Source organism: Pseudoxanthomonas japonensis (assembly GCF_043632995.1).
GTDB classification, from domain to species: Bacteria; Pseudomonadota; Gammaproteobacteria; order Xanthomonadales; family Xanthomonadaceae; genus Pseudoxanthomonas_A; species Pseudoxanthomonas_A japonensis.
On sequence record NZ_CP171633.1, the window covers coordinates 120486 to 135432 of the forward strand.

The 14947-nt window shown below is 66.4% G+C and carries 13 protein-coding genes; 7 read left to right on the forward strand and 6 right to left on the reverse strand.

Annotated elements, in window-relative coordinates:
- Positions 1-164: 164 nt before the first annotated feature.
- The 4 genes from ACGHX3_RS20090 to ACGHX3_RS20105 all read right to left on the reverse strand — a co-directional run bounded on the left by ACGHX3_RS20090 (position 165) and on the right by ACGHX3_RS20105 (position 3779).
- Positions 165-632 carry a chromate resistance protein ChrB domain-containing protein gene (locus ACGHX3_RS20090; RefSeq protein ID WP_394697546.1) on the reverse strand — a complete coding sequence of 156 codons (468 nt, stop codon included), beginning with the start codon at positions 630-632 and terminating at the stop codon, positions 165-167.
- Positions 633-706: 74 nt separating this feature from the next.
- The gene (gene chrA, locus ACGHX3_RS20095) at positions 707-1969 is read right to left on the reverse strand and encodes a chromate efflux transporter (RefSeq protein WP_394697547.1); all 1263 of its coding nucleotides are present in this window, start codon (positions 1967-1969) and stop codon (positions 707-709) included.
- 27 nt (positions 1970-1996) lie between these two features.
- On the reverse strand, positions 1997-2632 hold the full coding sequence (locus ACGHX3_RS20100) for a superoxide dismutase (RefSeq protein ID WP_394697548.1): 636 nt from the start codon (positions 2630-2632) through the stop codon (positions 1997-1999).
- A gap of 208 nt (positions 2633-2840) precedes the next feature.
- Positions 2841-3779: a chromate resistance protein ChrB domain-containing protein gene (locus ACGHX3_RS20105; protein WP_394697549.1), complete on the reverse strand. Its 939-nt coding sequence runs from the start codon at positions 3777-3779 to the stop codon at positions 2841-2843.
- Positions 3780-3963: 184 nt separating this feature from the next.
- On the opposite strand from ACGHX3_RS20105, the gene ACGHX3_RS20110 reads away from it, so the two are divergent.
- Positions 3964-4356: a hypothetical protein gene (locus ACGHX3_RS20110; protein ID WP_394697550.1), complete on the forward strand. Its 393-nt coding sequence runs from the start codon at positions 3964-3966 to the stop codon at positions 4354-4356.
- A gap of 157 nt (positions 4357-4513) precedes the next feature.
- Here ACGHX3_RS20110 and merR read toward each other — a convergent pair whose 3' ends face one another.
- Positions 4514-4975 carry an Hg(II)-responsive transcriptional regulator gene (merR, locus tag ACGHX3_RS20115; RefSeq protein WP_062351790.1) on the reverse strand — a complete coding sequence of 154 codons (462 nt, stop codon included), beginning with the start codon at positions 4973-4975 and terminating at the stop codon, positions 4514-4516.
- 71 nt (positions 4976-5046) lie between these two features.
- Here merR and merT point away from each other — a divergent pair, with 71 nt between their 5' ends.
- From merT to merA, 3 genes are read left to right on the forward strand one after another with little or no spacing between them, the layout of a single operon-like run.
- Positions 5047-5397 (forward strand): mercuric ion transporter MerT, encoded by a 351-nt coding sequence (gene merT / locus ACGHX3_RS20120; protein WP_046621378.1) that lies wholly within the window; start codon positions 5047-5049, stop codon positions 5395-5397.
- An 11-nt stretch (positions 5398-5408) separates the two neighbouring features.
- Complete coding sequence (gene merP, locus ACGHX3_RS20125; protein WP_028839823.1) at positions 5409-5687, forward strand: mercury resistance system periplasmic binding protein MerP; 279 nt, start codon at positions 5409-5411, stop codon at positions 5685-5687.
- Positions 5688-5694: 7 nt separating this feature from the next.
- A complete protein-coding gene (merA, locus tag ACGHX3_RS20130; protein WP_394697545.1) occupies positions 5695-7389 on the forward strand; it encodes a mercury(II) reductase in 1695 nt (564 codons plus the stop codon).
- A 94-nt stretch (positions 7390-7483) separates the two neighbouring features.
- On the opposite strand, the gene ACGHX3_RS20135 is transcribed toward merA, so the two are convergent.
- On the reverse strand, positions 7484-8821 hold the full coding sequence (locus ACGHX3_RS20135) for an ISL3 family transposase (RefSeq protein ID WP_062351793.1): 1338 nt from the start codon (positions 8819-8821) through the stop codon (positions 7484-7486).
- A 209-nt stretch (positions 8822-9030) separates the two neighbouring features.
- Between ACGHX3_RS20135 and ACGHX3_RS20140 the strand changes: the two genes are divergently transcribed.
- Genes ACGHX3_RS20140 through ACGHX3_RS20150 form a run of 3 tightly spaced genes read left to right on the forward strand, consistent with a single transcriptional unit; the run spans position 9031 to position 14908 of the window.
- Complete coding sequence (locus tag ACGHX3_RS20140) at positions 9031-10266, forward strand: TolC family protein (protein ID WP_394697555.1); 1236 nt, start codon at positions 9031-9033, stop codon at positions 10264-10266.
- A complete protein-coding gene (locus ACGHX3_RS20145) occupies positions 10263-11747 on the forward strand; it encodes an efflux RND transporter periplasmic adaptor subunit (RefSeq protein WP_394697336.1) in 1485 nt (494 codons plus the stop codon). The genes ACGHX3_RS20140 and ACGHX3_RS20145 overlap by 4 nt, the downstream gene beginning before the upstream one ends.
- Positions 11744-14908 carry an efflux RND transporter permease subunit gene (locus ACGHX3_RS20150; protein WP_394697337.1) on the forward strand — a complete coding sequence of 1055 codons (3165 nt, stop codon included), beginning with the start codon at positions 11744-11746 and terminating at the stop codon, positions 14906-14908. Before ACGHX3_RS20145 ends, ACGHX3_RS20150 begins: the two co-directional genes overlap by 4 nt.
- The last annotated feature ends 39 nt before the right edge of the window (positions 14909-14947 follow it).

Genomic DNA, 14947 nt, shown 5'->3' on the forward strand with positions numbered 1-14947 from the left:
TCGTGACTTGTCGGGTGTGACGACAGGAAATCCAGTACAGCAGAGCCGTTGGTGGCCCAATCTGATCGCGGTGTACTGCGAAGCACCACAGCTGCTGGCCGGCCAGAAGTGTCGAATGCGCGACTGTTCCTCGCTTCAATTTGACGCTGAGACTGCGGTCCTCATTACGATTTCTCCCGGAGCGCGTCCGGGTTCCAGGTGTGGCGCTCGCCCTGGGCGTGCTTGCTCCAGGCATAGAGGGCGTCGTAGACCACCATGCCGTGTCGCAGCATCTCGTGGTCGTCCTCGAACAATTGCGACAGCCCCAGTGAGATCGCCAGCAGTCCGGCCGACTGCGGCGCCAGATCCAGGCGCGCGGTGTCGGCTCCGCGCACGATCCGCGCGAGATCGTCCAGCGCCGGATCGTCCAGCGTGTATTTGCGAAGAAAGACGTCGAAGCTGCACAGCTCGCCGACGTGACTCAATTCCACGTCCGGGACATCGTAGGGAATCGCGCCGGTGGTACGCGCCACGGCGCGCACCTCGCCCGGCGACACGAAGAGGAATTCCGCCTCCGGATCGATGAAGCGGCGGATCAGCCAGGGACAGGCGATCCGATCGATCTTGGGACGTTCTCGGGTGACCCATTGCACGGTACACCTCCGTTCCGGCAATCGCCGGCTTGATGGTGGAAGGGCGCCCTGTTCTGTCGCCCGACCGAACCGGTTCAGTGGCCAAGTGCCTGCGACACCCAGCCCCACAGGGCGGCGCCCGCAATCACGGCCGGAATGAGCAGCCGCGCCTTGGAAGCGAACAGGACGCCCAGGACGATCGCGAACAGGATCAACGCCTCCAGACCCGTCAGGCTCACGCGCAGGAGGGCCAGCGTCGTTCCCGCAATCAGGCCGACGACGCCTGCCGTCACCCCCTCCAGGAACAGCCGTATGCGCGGCTGATGCACCAGGCGTTCCAGGGCATCGTGACCCAGCAGGGTGAAGGCGAAGGCCGGCAGGAAGATGCCCGCGGTCATCGCCACGGCGCCCCACGGCCCGCCGCCGAGGTAGCCCACGAAGGTCGAGAAGATGATCAGCGGCGCCGGCAGCAATCCCGATAGGGCAAGGCCGTCGAGGAACTGGGCATTGCTCATCCACGCGCCCTGGGTCACGGCATCGCGCTGCAGGAACGGAATGACGGTATAGGCGCCACCGAAGGTCAACAGGCCGGCCTTCAACCCGGACCAGAACAACAGCAGGAGCGGTACCGTCGCCTGCGCGACGGCCGCACTCGGTCCGCCCGCGTGACTCAGGGCGTCCAGTCCGGCCAGGCCGCCGTTGCGCACCGCGAACGCGACGGTTCCGGCGGCCGCCAGTGCGATCACACCCAGCGCGGCGGTGCTCAGGCCGTGACGTGCCATCAGGTAAATGATCCCGCCCACGGCGAGGATCAGCGCGAAGTGCACACCGGCCAGTTGTGCGCCCGCCGCGAGAACCGCGATCGCCCAGAGCCAGCGATCGGTGACGACATGGCCGCCGATGCGGAACACGGCGCGCACGATCAGCGCCGCCACCGCCACCTGCACCGCCGCGAACACGGCCAGCACGCCGTCGGTCTTCAGCCCATAGCGCACGTACGCCCACGAGAGCGCGAACATCAGCACGAACCCGGGCAGCATGAAGCCCAGGCCGGCCAGGACACCGCCCCAGCGGCCGCGCGAGAGCATCCCGAAGTACACGCACAACTCATGCGCCTCCGGCCCGGGCAGGATCTGGTAGACCGCCAGCACCCGGTTGAACTGGGCGCTGCTGATCCAGCGCTCTTCGTCCACCAGCTCGTGCCGGATCATGCCGATCTGGGCCACCGGACCACCCCAGGCCAACGCGCCGAAGCGCAGGAACCGCAGGAACAGCCGCAGCCACGGCTCGCGCGGCACCGTGTAGGTGGGCGTATCGCCGGTCCCACTCGCTGCCACAGGGTTAGGGATTGCGCTCATTGGCTATCGGACTGGCGAACATTGGAGCTAGGCAGCCGAGGGCCTGCAGCAAGCCTCCAGTCGCTGCGCCACCGTTTCCCACTGGATGTTCTGGAAGAACGCATCCACGTACTTGGCGGCCGCGGCGCCGTAATCCATCTGGTAGGAGTGCTCGTACATGTCCATTACCAGAATGGGCAGCGTGGCCGCCGGGCCATGCGCGTGATCGGCCATCCAGTAGTTCTCCAACTGGCGGGTGTGGGTGTTGAAGCCGAGCACCACCCAGCCCGAGCCGCCGCCCAGCCCTGTGCCCATGCGGCGGAACTCGGTTTCCCACGCATCGAAGCTGCCGAAGGCCTCGGCCAGGGCTTTGCGACTGGCCGCATCGGCCTGACCGCCGCCGCCGCCGAGGTTGTCGAAGTAGTACTCGTGCAGCACCACCGAGCCGGTGCGCAGCAGGTGTTCCCGCTTCAGTTCGTTGTAGAGGTACGGCGGCATGTCCGGTGCGGCCAGCGCCTCGGCAAGGTGCTTCTTCGTCACGGCCAGCGCCTTGACCGAGCCGCCGTAGTTGTTTTCCCAATGCGAGCGGATCAGGCGTTCCGACAGCCCTTTCAGCTTGGCCGGGTCGAACGGCAGCGGCTTGAGCGCGGGGGCACTGCTGGGTGCAGGGACGGGATTGGGCATGGCGGTGGTCTCCGAAGTCGGAACGGCATGGGCGGCCTTGGCGACTCCCAGTGCGAGGGGGGCCGCAGCGGCCAGACTCAGTACATGACGGCGTTGGGTGTCGATCGGTGGAGTCATGGTCATCTCGTGGTCACGGGAGCTTGAGGAGAAAGGTGCGGGCGCATCGCATTCCTGCATCGCGAGCGCGCGTCGATTGAGCGGGAGGCGATCACGCTGTGCTCCCGTTGCTGCGGAAACTGGCCAGCAGGCCGTCGAACACGGCGCAGGCGCGTTCCAGCAACTGGTCGTCGTCGGCCACGGTGTCGCGCAACCCCGCCAGGACGCTTTCCACGCCCGGCGCTTCCGGCGGCGGCGCCCCGCCCACGTCGAGGTAGTGCACCAGAAGACCCATGCGTGCGATGGGGCCGTGTTCCAGACCGAAGCTGGCGGCGAGCACCTCGAAGGTGACGCGGTGGCCGACGTGGCTGAAGGTCGCGCCATCGAAGTCGAACCCCAGCGCCTCCGGCGGACAGTCGGCCGGATGGGCGAGCCACAGAAAGCGGGCCTCGGGATCGATGAAGCGGCGGATCAACCAGGCGCTGGCCAGCCGGTCCACCCACGGACGCTGCCGCGTCGCCCATAGACGGCCCTGGTAGTCGGCGACGGGCAGAGGTTGGATCGCACCAGCCACGAAATGCGGCTCGTCCGGCGCTTGCAGCCGGGCGCAGGCCGTTTCCAGCTCGGCCAGCGTGTCCCTGGCCTGGCGCCGTGCTTCGCCCGGGAAAAAGTCGATCGCGGTGATCGACTCGAAGGCCTTGCGCAACTTGCGTGTGCGCTTCAACGCCTCTGACGGCGTGGTGTCGGGCAGGCTTTGACGAAGCCGGGTGGCGTCGGCCAGCAGCTCGGTGTAGTCCCGGCTGCGGTCGAACAGAGCCACATAGGGCGCCTCGTCGGTGGTCTGGGCGGTCAGCAGATGGGTGACACCGCCACCCCCGGTCACATCGACCGCCACCGCTTCGAGCACGGCACGGTGCTCCGCCGCCGCCGGCAGCACGTAAACGCCGTCCCGCAGGGCCGCGGCACCCGCCGCCTTGAGCGAGCGCCAAGCCCGTTGGCGCACCGTGGCGTTCTCGGTAGGCAGGGAGAGAACCATGATGAGCCAGTTCATTGGTAGAGTATCCTACATAATTGACATAAGTACATCTGTGGAACTTTCGACGTGCTTTTCACCTCTACACCGAACAGTCCGCGGTACACTGATTTGCGATGCCCTTATCCTCGCCCTTGCTGACGCGAAGCCTGACTGTGGCGCTTGTTCGCCCGGCGGCCGCGTTGTGCCGTGAGGGGCGCCGATGAAATTGCGCGCATTCCGGGCTCGCTCGCTGCGCCTGCGCTTTGCCTGGCTGGCATTGCTGGCGCTGCTGTTCCAACAGGCTGCGCTGGCCGCCTATGCGTGTCCCATCAACGAAACGCCCCCGGAACCGCAGATGGTCATGGCCGGCTGCGAAGGCATGGAAATGCCCGATCCGCAGGCGCCGGCGCTGTGCGACCAGCATTGCCTGCGCGACCACGTCACCAGCCCGGACCTCAAGGCGCCGCAGGTGCCTTCGCTGGCCCTGCCACCGCTGCACTTCGCTTTGACCGCGGCCTTGCTGCCGCCGGTTGAAGCCCAGTACTACGAAGATGTCCCCACCTGCCGGTCCGATCCGCCGCCGGCGCAGCGCTTCTGTAGCCTGCAGATCTAGACCCCGAGCGTGACTCGTTCCCGCGCTGCCGGATTCGGCGGCGCGCTCGTCGTTGCGTGTTCGGAGGTCTCATGTCCCTTTTTTTTGGGTATCCGGATTTTAGTGTGGGACGACAGCTAAAGCACTTGCTTGTCTGACTGTTCTTGCTTGTAGGTTTCTAGTTTCGCAGGCTCGTCCGTTTCAAGCCTTCAGTGTGGGTTTTTCCTGCTGGCGCATGTCGGTGCAAGGAAGCAATCAGTGGGCAGGTCACCTTGCCTTGGCTCGACCTGCATGCCTTGACCAATTGGGATAGCGCCAACTCCATGCGCTGGAGATCGGCCAGCCGCAGGCGCACATCCGCCAGCCGCGCTGCCGCGAGGTCGGCGGACTCGTGGCAATGGGTGCCGTCCTCCAGCTTGAGCAATTGCGCAACCTCGTCCAGATTGAAGCCCAAGCGCTGAGCGGACTTCACGAACTTCACCCGGTCCACGTCCGTCGGCCCATAGCGGCGGATGCCGCCGATGGGCCGATCCGGCTCCAGCAGCAAGCCCTTGCGCTGATAGAACCGGATGGTCTCCACGTTGACCCCGGCTGCTTTGGCGAAGGCCCCGATGGTCAGGGTTTCCGGGATGTTCATCATGGCGCTTGACTCCGTACTTGGCTACGGAAGTAACGTTAGCGCATCACGCAAAGTCCCGGAAGGAGACCCTCATGGCAAAACCTAGCAACGGCCGCGGTGCACTGGCTGCCGGCGGCTTGGCCGCCATCCTTGCCTCGACCTGCTGCCTCGGCCCGCTGGTGCTGATCACGCTAGGCTTCTCTGGCGCCTGGATCGGCAACCTAACCGCGCTCGAACCGTATCGGCCGATCTTCATCGGCGCCGCGCTCGTCGCGCTGTTCTTCGCCTGGCGCCGCATCTTCCGGCCCGCCCGCGCCTGTGCACCGGACGACGTGTGTGCCGTGCCCCAGGTGCGAACAGCCTACAAGGTGATTTTCTGGATCGTGTCCGCCCTGGTACTGATCGCCCTCGCGTTCCCCTACGTCATGCCCCTGTTCTACTGAAGGAGACTGTCATGAAGAAATTTGTCGCACTGTTCGCTTTGACTGTAGCCCTGAGCGCTCCAGCTTGGGCCGCCACCAAAACCGTCACGCTGTCGGTACCGGGCATGACCTGCGCCACCTGTCCGATCACGGTCAAGAAGGCGTTGTCCAAGGTCGAAGGCGTCGTTGAAGCCAAGGTGACCTGGGAGCCCAAGGAAGCGGTGGTGACTTACGACGACACCAAGACGACGCCAGCCGCCTTGACCAAAGCCACCGAGAACGCAGGCTACCCTTCCACGGTCAAGAAGTGATCGTCCCATGACCGAGGCGATCACACTGCACGTCGATGGCATGACCTGCGGGGCGTGCTCCGAGCACGTCCGGCAAGCTTTGGAGAAGGTGCCCGGTGTGCGTTCGGCAGCGGTGTCCTATCCGCAACGGCGGGCTGAAATCACGGCTGATGCGGGCGCCGATTTGGAGATGGCACCGCTGGTCGCCGCCGTGTCTGCACTCGGTTACCGGGCGCAGGCTGCCGACATGCCGAGCAAGCCTGCGGACCTGTTGAACAAGACGCTGGGCGGGTTAAACGGCGAGCCGAAGCGCGGAGATGCAGAGCCGGCATTGCACGTCGCTGTGATTGGCAGTGGCGGCGCGGCGATGGCGGCGGCGCTGAAAGCCGTCGAGCAAGGAGCGCGCGTCACCTTGATCGAGCGAGGCACCCTCGGCGGTACCTGCGTCAATGTCGGCTGCGTACCGTCCAAGATCATGATCCGTGCCGCGCATATCGCCCATGTACGGCGCGAGAGTCCGTTCGACGACGGCATTGCGGCCGCTTCGCCGGCGATCCTGCGCGAGCGTTTGCTGGCGCAGCAGCAGGAGCGCGTCGACGAACTGCGTCACGCCAAGTACGAAGGTATTCTGGCCAGCACTCCCGCCATCACCGTGCTACGCGGCGACGCCCGCTTCCTGGACGACCGCCATCTGAACGTGCAACTGGCAGAAGGCGGCGAATGCGCAGTCGCCTTCGACCGCTGCCTGATCGCCACCGGCGCCAGCCCGGCGATTCCGCCGATCCCCGGCTTGCAGGGCACCCCCTACTGGACCTCCACCGAGGCGCTGGTCAGCGACCGTATTCCCGAGCGGCTGGCGGTGATCGGTTCGTCGGTGGTGGCGGTCGAACTCGCGCAGGCCTTTGCCCGACTCGGCAGCAAGGTGACTCTCCTGGCGCGCAACACGCTGTTCTTCCGCGAAGATCCCATTATAGGTGAAGCCGTCACGGCCGCGTTCCGCAACGAAGGCATCGAAGTGCTGGAGCACACGCAGGCCAGTGAGGTGGCCTTTGCAAGCGGAGCATTCGTGCTCACGACCGGGCGCGGCGAACTGCGCGCTGACCGACTGCTGGTCGCCACCGGCCGCACACCGAACACCCGCGCCTTGGATCTCGACGCGGCAGGTGTCGCGGTCAACGCGCAGGGCGCCATCATCATCGACAATGGGATGCGCACCGGCACACCGCACATCTACGCCGCGGGCGACTGCACCGACCAGCCGCAGTTCGTCTACGTCGCAGCGGCGGCCGGTACCCGCGCCGCGGTCAACATGACCGGCGGCGACACGGCGCTGGACCTGACGGCGATGCCGGCGGTCGTGTTCACCGATCCCCAGGTCGCCACCGTGGGCTATAGCGAAGCCGAAGCACACCATGCCGGCATCGAGACCGACAGCCGCACGCTGACACTCGACAACGTGCCCCGGGCGCTCGTCAACTTCGACACACGTGGCTTCATCAAGCTGGTCGCGGAAGCCGGCACTGGCCGGTTGCTCGGTGTGCAGGCGGTGACCCCCGAGGCGGGCGAACTGATTCAGACGGCCGCGCTCGCCATCCGGGCACGGATGACGGTGCAGGAGCTGGCCGACCAGTTGTTCCCTTACCTGACCATGGTCGAGGGACTGAAGCTCGCAGCGCAGACTTTCACCAAGGATGTGAAGCAACTGTCCTGCTGCGCGGGGTAGTGCTGTGCTGAGCGTTCAGGCCCAAATGCTCAGCTTCATCCGTTGAGCCAAACACCCAGGTTGAAGCTTCGGGGCTTGTGCGATGGGTCAAGGTTTACTCGAAATACCCCTCTTCGAGCAGCCGCACCAACGTCGGAATGTAAGGTCCATATTCGACCACGCGTCTGACCTGCTTCTTGCGGATCGATGCCATCGTCATTCGCTGGAACTCGAAGTTCGTTGATACCTGGTCATCATCGACATCTACGGTCTCGACTACGGCCCCGTCCTTGCGCGCCTTCTCGTTGTAGAGCATCCGCGCCCGAATCACCTCGAAGCTGTAGCCCCTGCCCATGCGGTTCATGTCTTTGGCCAGTCGGTTGACGGATTCAGTATAGGCATTGGTAATGGGTTGTTCGAAGTAAGAGAAGATTTCGTCGTGCCAGTTGTGCACGGCGGTGGTCAGATCCTTGAACGTGGCCGCCAGCTCCGGTGGAATGTTGCCTAACCACGTCGCGCATGCCGCTTCAGCCTCCGGACGGCTCTTGTGATCCCAGATCGACAAGAAGCCTTCCTTGAGGGCGTGCGCCTCCCCGAGCTGGGGAAACTGGCGGAACCATTCCAGGGCCCGTGTCATGTCTGCGCCCTTCAGATCGTGCTGCCGCTTGAGCAACAGGAAGCGCTCATCCTTGAGCTTGAGGCGCTGCCGAGCCGGCAGATCCTTGCGAATGCGCTTGCGCAGCTTCTCCAGCGCGTCATTGGCCATCCGCTGGATATGGAAACGATCGACCACAATCCGCGCCTGCGGCAGCGTGGCACGCACCACCTGCTTGTAAACGTGGTACATGTCCATCGCCACCCACTCGATGGTGTCCTTGTCCCGCAGGTTGCGGAAATAGGGCAACAGGTCGGCCTTGGCCCGGCTCGGCCGGAGGTCGAATACCGTCTTGCGTTCGATGTTGGTGATCATCGCCCGGTACTGGCCGATGATCTTGAGCTCGTCGATCCCCAGGATGCGGGGCGTCCGGAACCGGACCTTGGCCTCGAACTCCTCGATGAAGTCGTCAAAGACGTGGCGGACCGTCTTCTCGTCCAAGTCCACTTCGCGCGCCAGCGCCGCGAAGGTCTTGGTGAAGCTCTCTTTACGGATATAACGCACCAGGCGGGCCGTGGCTTGACGCTTGCTGTCGAGATCGGCGACAGGCTCGAAGAGCGTCTTATTGCACGAGATGCAGCGATATCGCCTGCGCTGGATGAACACCACGACCGGCTTGCCGTGCGTCGGCGTATCCTGAAACGACTGCTCTTGTGAGCCGTGACCGTGCAAACGTCCGACCTTGCACAGCGGGCAGGTTGCCACTGGCGCAACGCCTTCAGCCTTGACGACATAGCGCTCGTCATCGCCTACGACTTCAAGTGTATTGAGGCTACGCAACTGCAGAAAATCGGTCACTCAACACCTGGGCGAGCCCACACTGAAATCCGGTTTCTAGCTTAGCATGCTCGTTCTCGGTTCCAACACTAGAATCCGTCTTTTGAAATGAGAGCTACAACAGCCATAAACCCTGAAACCCACACCAGATTCCGGATACCCTTTTTTTTCCGCTGCGCCGCTGGTGCAGCACCCGCTGCTGGCCTGCCACATGGTGGCTCGCCCTCGGCCTGGTTCTTGTTCCCGGTTGGTCCGCGGCGACCGATCTCTCCTTTGACGATGCACTGCGCATCGCGGCTGAGCGCGCGCCCATGCTCCAGGCGCGCCAGGCGCAAGTGACGGCGGGTCGCGAAGAAGCCGCCCGCGCGGCGGCATTGCCCGATCCCCAGCTGAAACTCGGTCTTGCCAACTGGCCGGTCACCGGCACCGACGCGTTCGACTTCCGCGCCGACGACATGACCATGAAGCAGATCGGCGTGATGCAGGCATTCCCGGCACGCGCCAAACGCCAGGCGCGTCAGGCGGTGGCCGACCGCACCGTCGAACAGGCGCAGGCGCTGTCGGAGGCCGAGCAACTTGCGGTGCGTCAGGCGGTGGCGCAAGCGTGGATCGCCCTGTGGGCGGCGCAACGGGAACTCGCAGCGTTGCAAGCCCTGCGGGAACCGACCGCCGTGGCCGTCCGTTCCGCCAAGGCACGGCTCGCCGGCGGCACCGGTTCGGCGGTCGATGCGATGGCGACGCAGAACGCCGCGCTGGAACTGGAAAACCGCATCGACGCCGCCGAGGCCACGCTGGAAGCCGCGCGTGCCAGCCTGGCGCGCTGGCTGGGCGAAGAACCTGCGGCGCTTCGCATCGAAGGCGCACCGCCCGAATTGATGGCGCTGCCGGTGGCCCCGGCCACGCTGCTGGCCTCGGTTGATCGACAAGGGCCGCTGCTGCCCTGGCGCTCGCGTGAGGCGGTCGCCGAAGCCGAAGTCGATGCCGCCATCGCCGAGAAGCGACCGGACTGGAGCGTTGGTGTCACTTACGGCCAACGCGAGCGCACCCCCGAAGGCGTGCCGCGCAGCGACATGCTGATGGTCGAGTTCGCGATCGACCTGCCGTTGTTCACGCGCAATCGGCAGGACCGCGGCGTGGCCGCGCGGCGTGCCGAACTGGACGCGGTGGCTGCCGAACGCGAGGACGCCCGTCGTGCGCAGGCCGAGCGCGTGCGCATGACCCTGGCCGAATGGGAGGGCCTCAAGCGCCAGGTGACGCGCAAGGAAACCGAATCGCTTCCGCTGGCCCGCGACCGCGCGAAGACCGCACTGGCCGCCTACGCCGCCGGCGCCGATCTGCAGCCGTGGCTGGAAGCGCGCCGCGACGAAATCGAACTGCACCTCGAACACGCCCGCCATCTGGGCGAACTCGGCCGCGCCTGGGCGGCGCTGGTCTACCTGCTGCCCGAAGAGGAACACTCACCATGACGTACACGACGAATCGAGTGGCGCTGATCGCCGCCGCCGCCGCCCTGTTGGTTGTCGGCCTGGCCGGCGGCTACTGGTGGGCGCAGCGAGGCGGCGGCCACGACATGGCGATGGCCGATGCGCCGACGACCGAGGCTGGCGAGCGCAAGGTGCTGTACTGGTACGACCCGATGGTGCCGGACCAGCATTTCGACAAGCCGGGCAAGTCGCCCTTCATGGACATGCAGTTGGTCCCGAAGTACGCCGACGAAGTGGCTGGCGGTGGCGTCAGCATCGATCCGGGCCTGCGGCAGAGCGTGGGCATCCGCACCGAGGAAGTCGAGGTCGGCCGGTTGACGGCGACGGTGCGCGTGCCGGGCACGCTGGCCTGGGACCTGCGCCGGGAAGCCGTGGTCAGCGCGGTGACCGAAGGGCTGGTGAGCTGGGTGCAGGTCAAGGCACCGTACACGAAGGTCGCTCGGGGGCAGGCATTGGCTTCGCTGCTGGCCCCGGGCTGGAGCAGTGCGCTGGCCGAAGCGCAGGCGCTACGGCAGGCGCAATCGGCCGCGGCGCGGGAACTGCAGTCGGCCGCGCAACAGCGGCTGCGCGTGCTCGGCGTGCCCAGCGGCCTGGCCCGCGACGGCAGCGTGACCTTGAGCGCACCGCACGACGGTGTCGTCACCGAGGTGCTGGCCCGCGAAGGCCAGGCGGTGATGCCCGGCACGCCGCTGTTCCGCGTCAACGGCACCGTCACGTTGTGGCTGGAGGCGGCGATCCCGCAGGCCGATGCGGCACGGTTGCGACCGGGCACGCCGGTCGAGGCACTCGTCAGCGCGGTGCCGGGGCAGACCTTTGCCGGTGAAGTCGAGACCTTGCTGCCGCAGGTCGACATGGCCAGCCGGACGCAGCAGGCCCGCATCGTGCTGCGCAATCCCGACGGCGTGCTGGCGCCGGGCATGTTCGCCGAAGTGACGGTGCAGCCTGAAGGCGGCGCGCCGGTGCCGCTGGTGCCGACCGAAGCGCTGATCGCCACCGGTACGGACAGCCGGGTGATCGTGCAGGACGCCCAAGGCGGCTTCCAGCCGGTGCGCGTACGCACCGGGCGCAGCGGCGGTGGCCGCACCGAAATCCTCGCCGGACTCAAGGGCGGCGAACGCGTGGTCGTGTCCGGCCAGTTCCTGATCGACTCGGAGGCCAGCCTGTCGGGGTTGCTTGGACGTCTCGAAACGGCCAAGGCGCCCGAAGCTGCGGCCCAACCGGTATTGCATGAAGCGCAGGCCACTGTCGAGTCCATCGGGGGCGGCAAGATCACCCTCGAACACGGCCCGTTCCAGACGCTGAACATGCCGGGCATGACGATGGCCTTCCCGCTGGCCAACCCGGACGTGGCCAAGGACATCAAGGCCGGCGACCGCGTACGCGTCTTCGTCCGTTCCGACACCAAGGGACTGACGGTGGAACGGCTTGAGCGGATCGAAGAGCGCGCGGGAGATCAGCCATGATCGCCCGCCTGATCCGTGCCTCCATCGCCAACCGCGCCCTGGTGCTGATGGCGGCCATGCTGCTGGCCGCCGCCGGCCTGTGGTCGGTGCAGCACACGCCGCTGGATGCGCTGCCCGACCTGTCCGACACCCAGGTCATCATCCGCACCGAGTGGCCGGGCCAGACGCCGCGCATCGTCGAGGACCAGGTCACCTATCCGCTGACCACGACGATGCTGTCGGTGCCCGGCGTCAAGGCGGTCCGCGGCTTCTCGTTCTTCGGCGATTCCTTCGTCTACATCCTGTTCGACGACGACACCGACCTGTACTGGGCGCGTTCGCGGGTGCTGGAGTACCTGAGCCAGGTCCGCGACCGCCTGCCGGCGGACGTCAGTCCCGCGCTCGGTCCCGACGCTACCGGCCTTGGCTGGATCTACGAGTACGCGCTGGTCGATCGCACCGGCCAGCACGATCTCGGCCAGCTGCGCGCCCTGCAGGACTGGTTCCTGCGCTACGAGTTGAAGACCGTGCCCGACGTGGCCGAAGTCGCCAGCGTCGGCGGCATGGTGCGCGCGTGGCAGATCGTGCCCGATCCGCAGGCATTGGCGGCTCGCGGTTTGACCGTGGCGCAGGTGATCGATGCGGTCGACGCCGCCAACGGTGCCACCGGCGGCTCGGTGATCGAACAAGGCGAAGCCGAGCTGATGGTGCGCAGCGAGGGCTATCTGCGCAGCCGCGAGGAGTTCGAGCGTGTACCGATCAGCAGCACTGCCGCCGGCGTGCCGGTGCTGCTGGGCGAAGTGGCGACGATCACCCGTGGGCCGACCTTCCGCCGCGGCATCGCCGAACTCGATGGCGAGGGTGAGGTCGCCGGCGGCGTGATCGTGCTGCGCACCGGCAAGGATGCGCTGAGTGCGATCGAGAACGTCAAGGCGCGGCTGAAGCAGTTGCAGGCCAGCCTGCCCAAGGGCGTGGAGATCGTGCCGGTCTACGACCGCTCCGAGCTGATTTTTGATGCCGTGCGCAACCTCACCCACAAGCTGGGCGAGGAGTTCCTGGTGGTCGCGCTGGTGTGCGCGCTGTTCCTGTGGCACCTGCGTTCGGCCTTCGTCGCCGTGGTCACGCTGCCGCTCGGCGTGCTGGCCGCCTTTATCGTGATGCGCTACCAGGGCATCACCGCCAATCTTCTGTCTCTTGGCGGCATCGCCATCGCCATCGGCGCGATGGTGGACGCCGCGGTGGTGATGATCGAGAACGCGCACAAGCACCTGGAGCACTGGCGCGAGACCCACGGGCGCGACCCGGAGGGCGAGGAACGCTGGGAGTTGATGGCCGAATCGGCCGCCGAAGTCGGCCCGGCGCTGTTCGCCAGCCTGTTGGTGATTACGCTCTCGTTCGTACCGGTGTTCGCGCTGCAGGCACAGGAAGGCCGGCTGTTCTCGCCGCTGGCCTACACCAAGACCTATGCGATGGCGGCCGCGGCCGGCCTGTCGGTGACGCTGATCCCGGTGCTGATGGGCTACCTGATCCGCGGCCGCATCCGGCCGGAACAGGCGAATCCGGTCAACCGCGTGCTGATCGCGGGTTACCGGCCGGTGCTGGACTGGGTATTGCGGCATCCACGCTTGACCCTGGGCCTGAGCGGCCTGTTGCTGCTGCTCACCGCCATCCCGTATGCGCGCATCGGCAGCGAGTTCATGCCGCCGCTGGACGAAGGCACTTTGCTGTACATGCCCACGGCGCTACCGGGGCTGTCGGCGGGGAAATCCGGGCAGTTGCTGCAGCTCTCCGACCGCATGATCAAGACCGTGCCGGAGGTCGCGCACGTGTTCGGCAAGGCGGGCCGCGCCGATACCGCGACCGACCCGGCGCCGATCGAGATGTTCGAGACCACGGTGACGTTCAAGCCGCGCGACCAATGGCGGCCGGGCATGACGCCGGAGAAGCTGCGTCAGGAGCTGGATGCCGCGGTGAAGATCCCGGGCCTGACCAACCTGTGGGTGCCGCCGATCCGCAACCGCATCGACATGATCAGTACCGGCATCAAGAGCCCGATCGGGATCAAGGTGTCGGGGCCGGACACCCGCATCATCGAACAGATCAGCAACGAACTCGAACGTCTGGCGAAAACGGTGCCCGGCGTAAGTTCCGCACTGGCCGAGCGCGTGACCGGCGGCCGCTACGTCGACGTGCGCATCCGCCCGGAAGTCGCGGCCCGCTACGGCCTGAGCCAGGCCGATCTGCAGAAGCTCATCGCCACGGTGGTCGGCGGCGATCCCATCGGCGAAACCATCGAAGGGCGCGAGCGCTATCCCATCGTGCTGCGCTATCCGCGCGGGCAGCGTGATTCGCTGGCGGCGCTGGCGCAGTTGCCGCTGGTCGCCCCGGGCGGCGTGCAACTTACGCTGGGACAGGTGGCCGATCTGACGCTGACGCCCGGCCCACCGATGCTCAAGAGCGAGGCCGGCCGCCTGGTCGGCTACGTCTTCGTCGATGTCGCCGGCCGCGATCTGGGCTCGGTAGTGAAGGACCTGCAGCAACGCACCGCGAAGGACATCCAGCTGCCGCCTGGTTACGGCATCGCCTGGTCGGGCCAGTACGAGTACCTGGCGCGGGCACTGGCGCGATTGCAGTGGGTGGTCCCCGCGGCGCTGGCGATCATCTTCCTGCTGATCTGGCTGGTGTTCCGGCGCTTCGGCGAGGTGGCGATCATCCTGCTCAGTCTGCCGTTGGCCCTGGTCGGCGGGTTGTGGCTGATCTGGGTGCTGGGCCATGCGGTGTCGATCGCGACCTTGATCGGCTTCATCGCCCTGGCCGGTGTCGCCGCCGAGTTCGGCGTGATCATGCTGCTGTACCTGCGGCACGCCTGGGAGCGTCGCCTGGCGGTCGGTGAACCGGAAACCCTCGCGACGCTGGAAGCGGCCATCCGCGAAGGCGCGGTACTGCGCGTGCGCCCCAAGGCAATGACGGTCGCGGTGATCCTTGCCGGCCTGTTCCCATTGTTCATCGGCGCGGGCGCCGGCTCGGAAGTCATGCAGCGCATCGCCGCGCCGATGCTCGGCGGCATGGTCACCGCGCCGTTGCTGTCGATGCTCGTCATTCCGGCCGCCTTCCGGCTGCTGCGCGGCCGATCCCTGACCCGTCCTGCTTCGCCCGTCAATAAGGCGGGCACCGCGACATGAGCGGCGCGCACGATTCGCTCATCCATTGAACCGGAGATC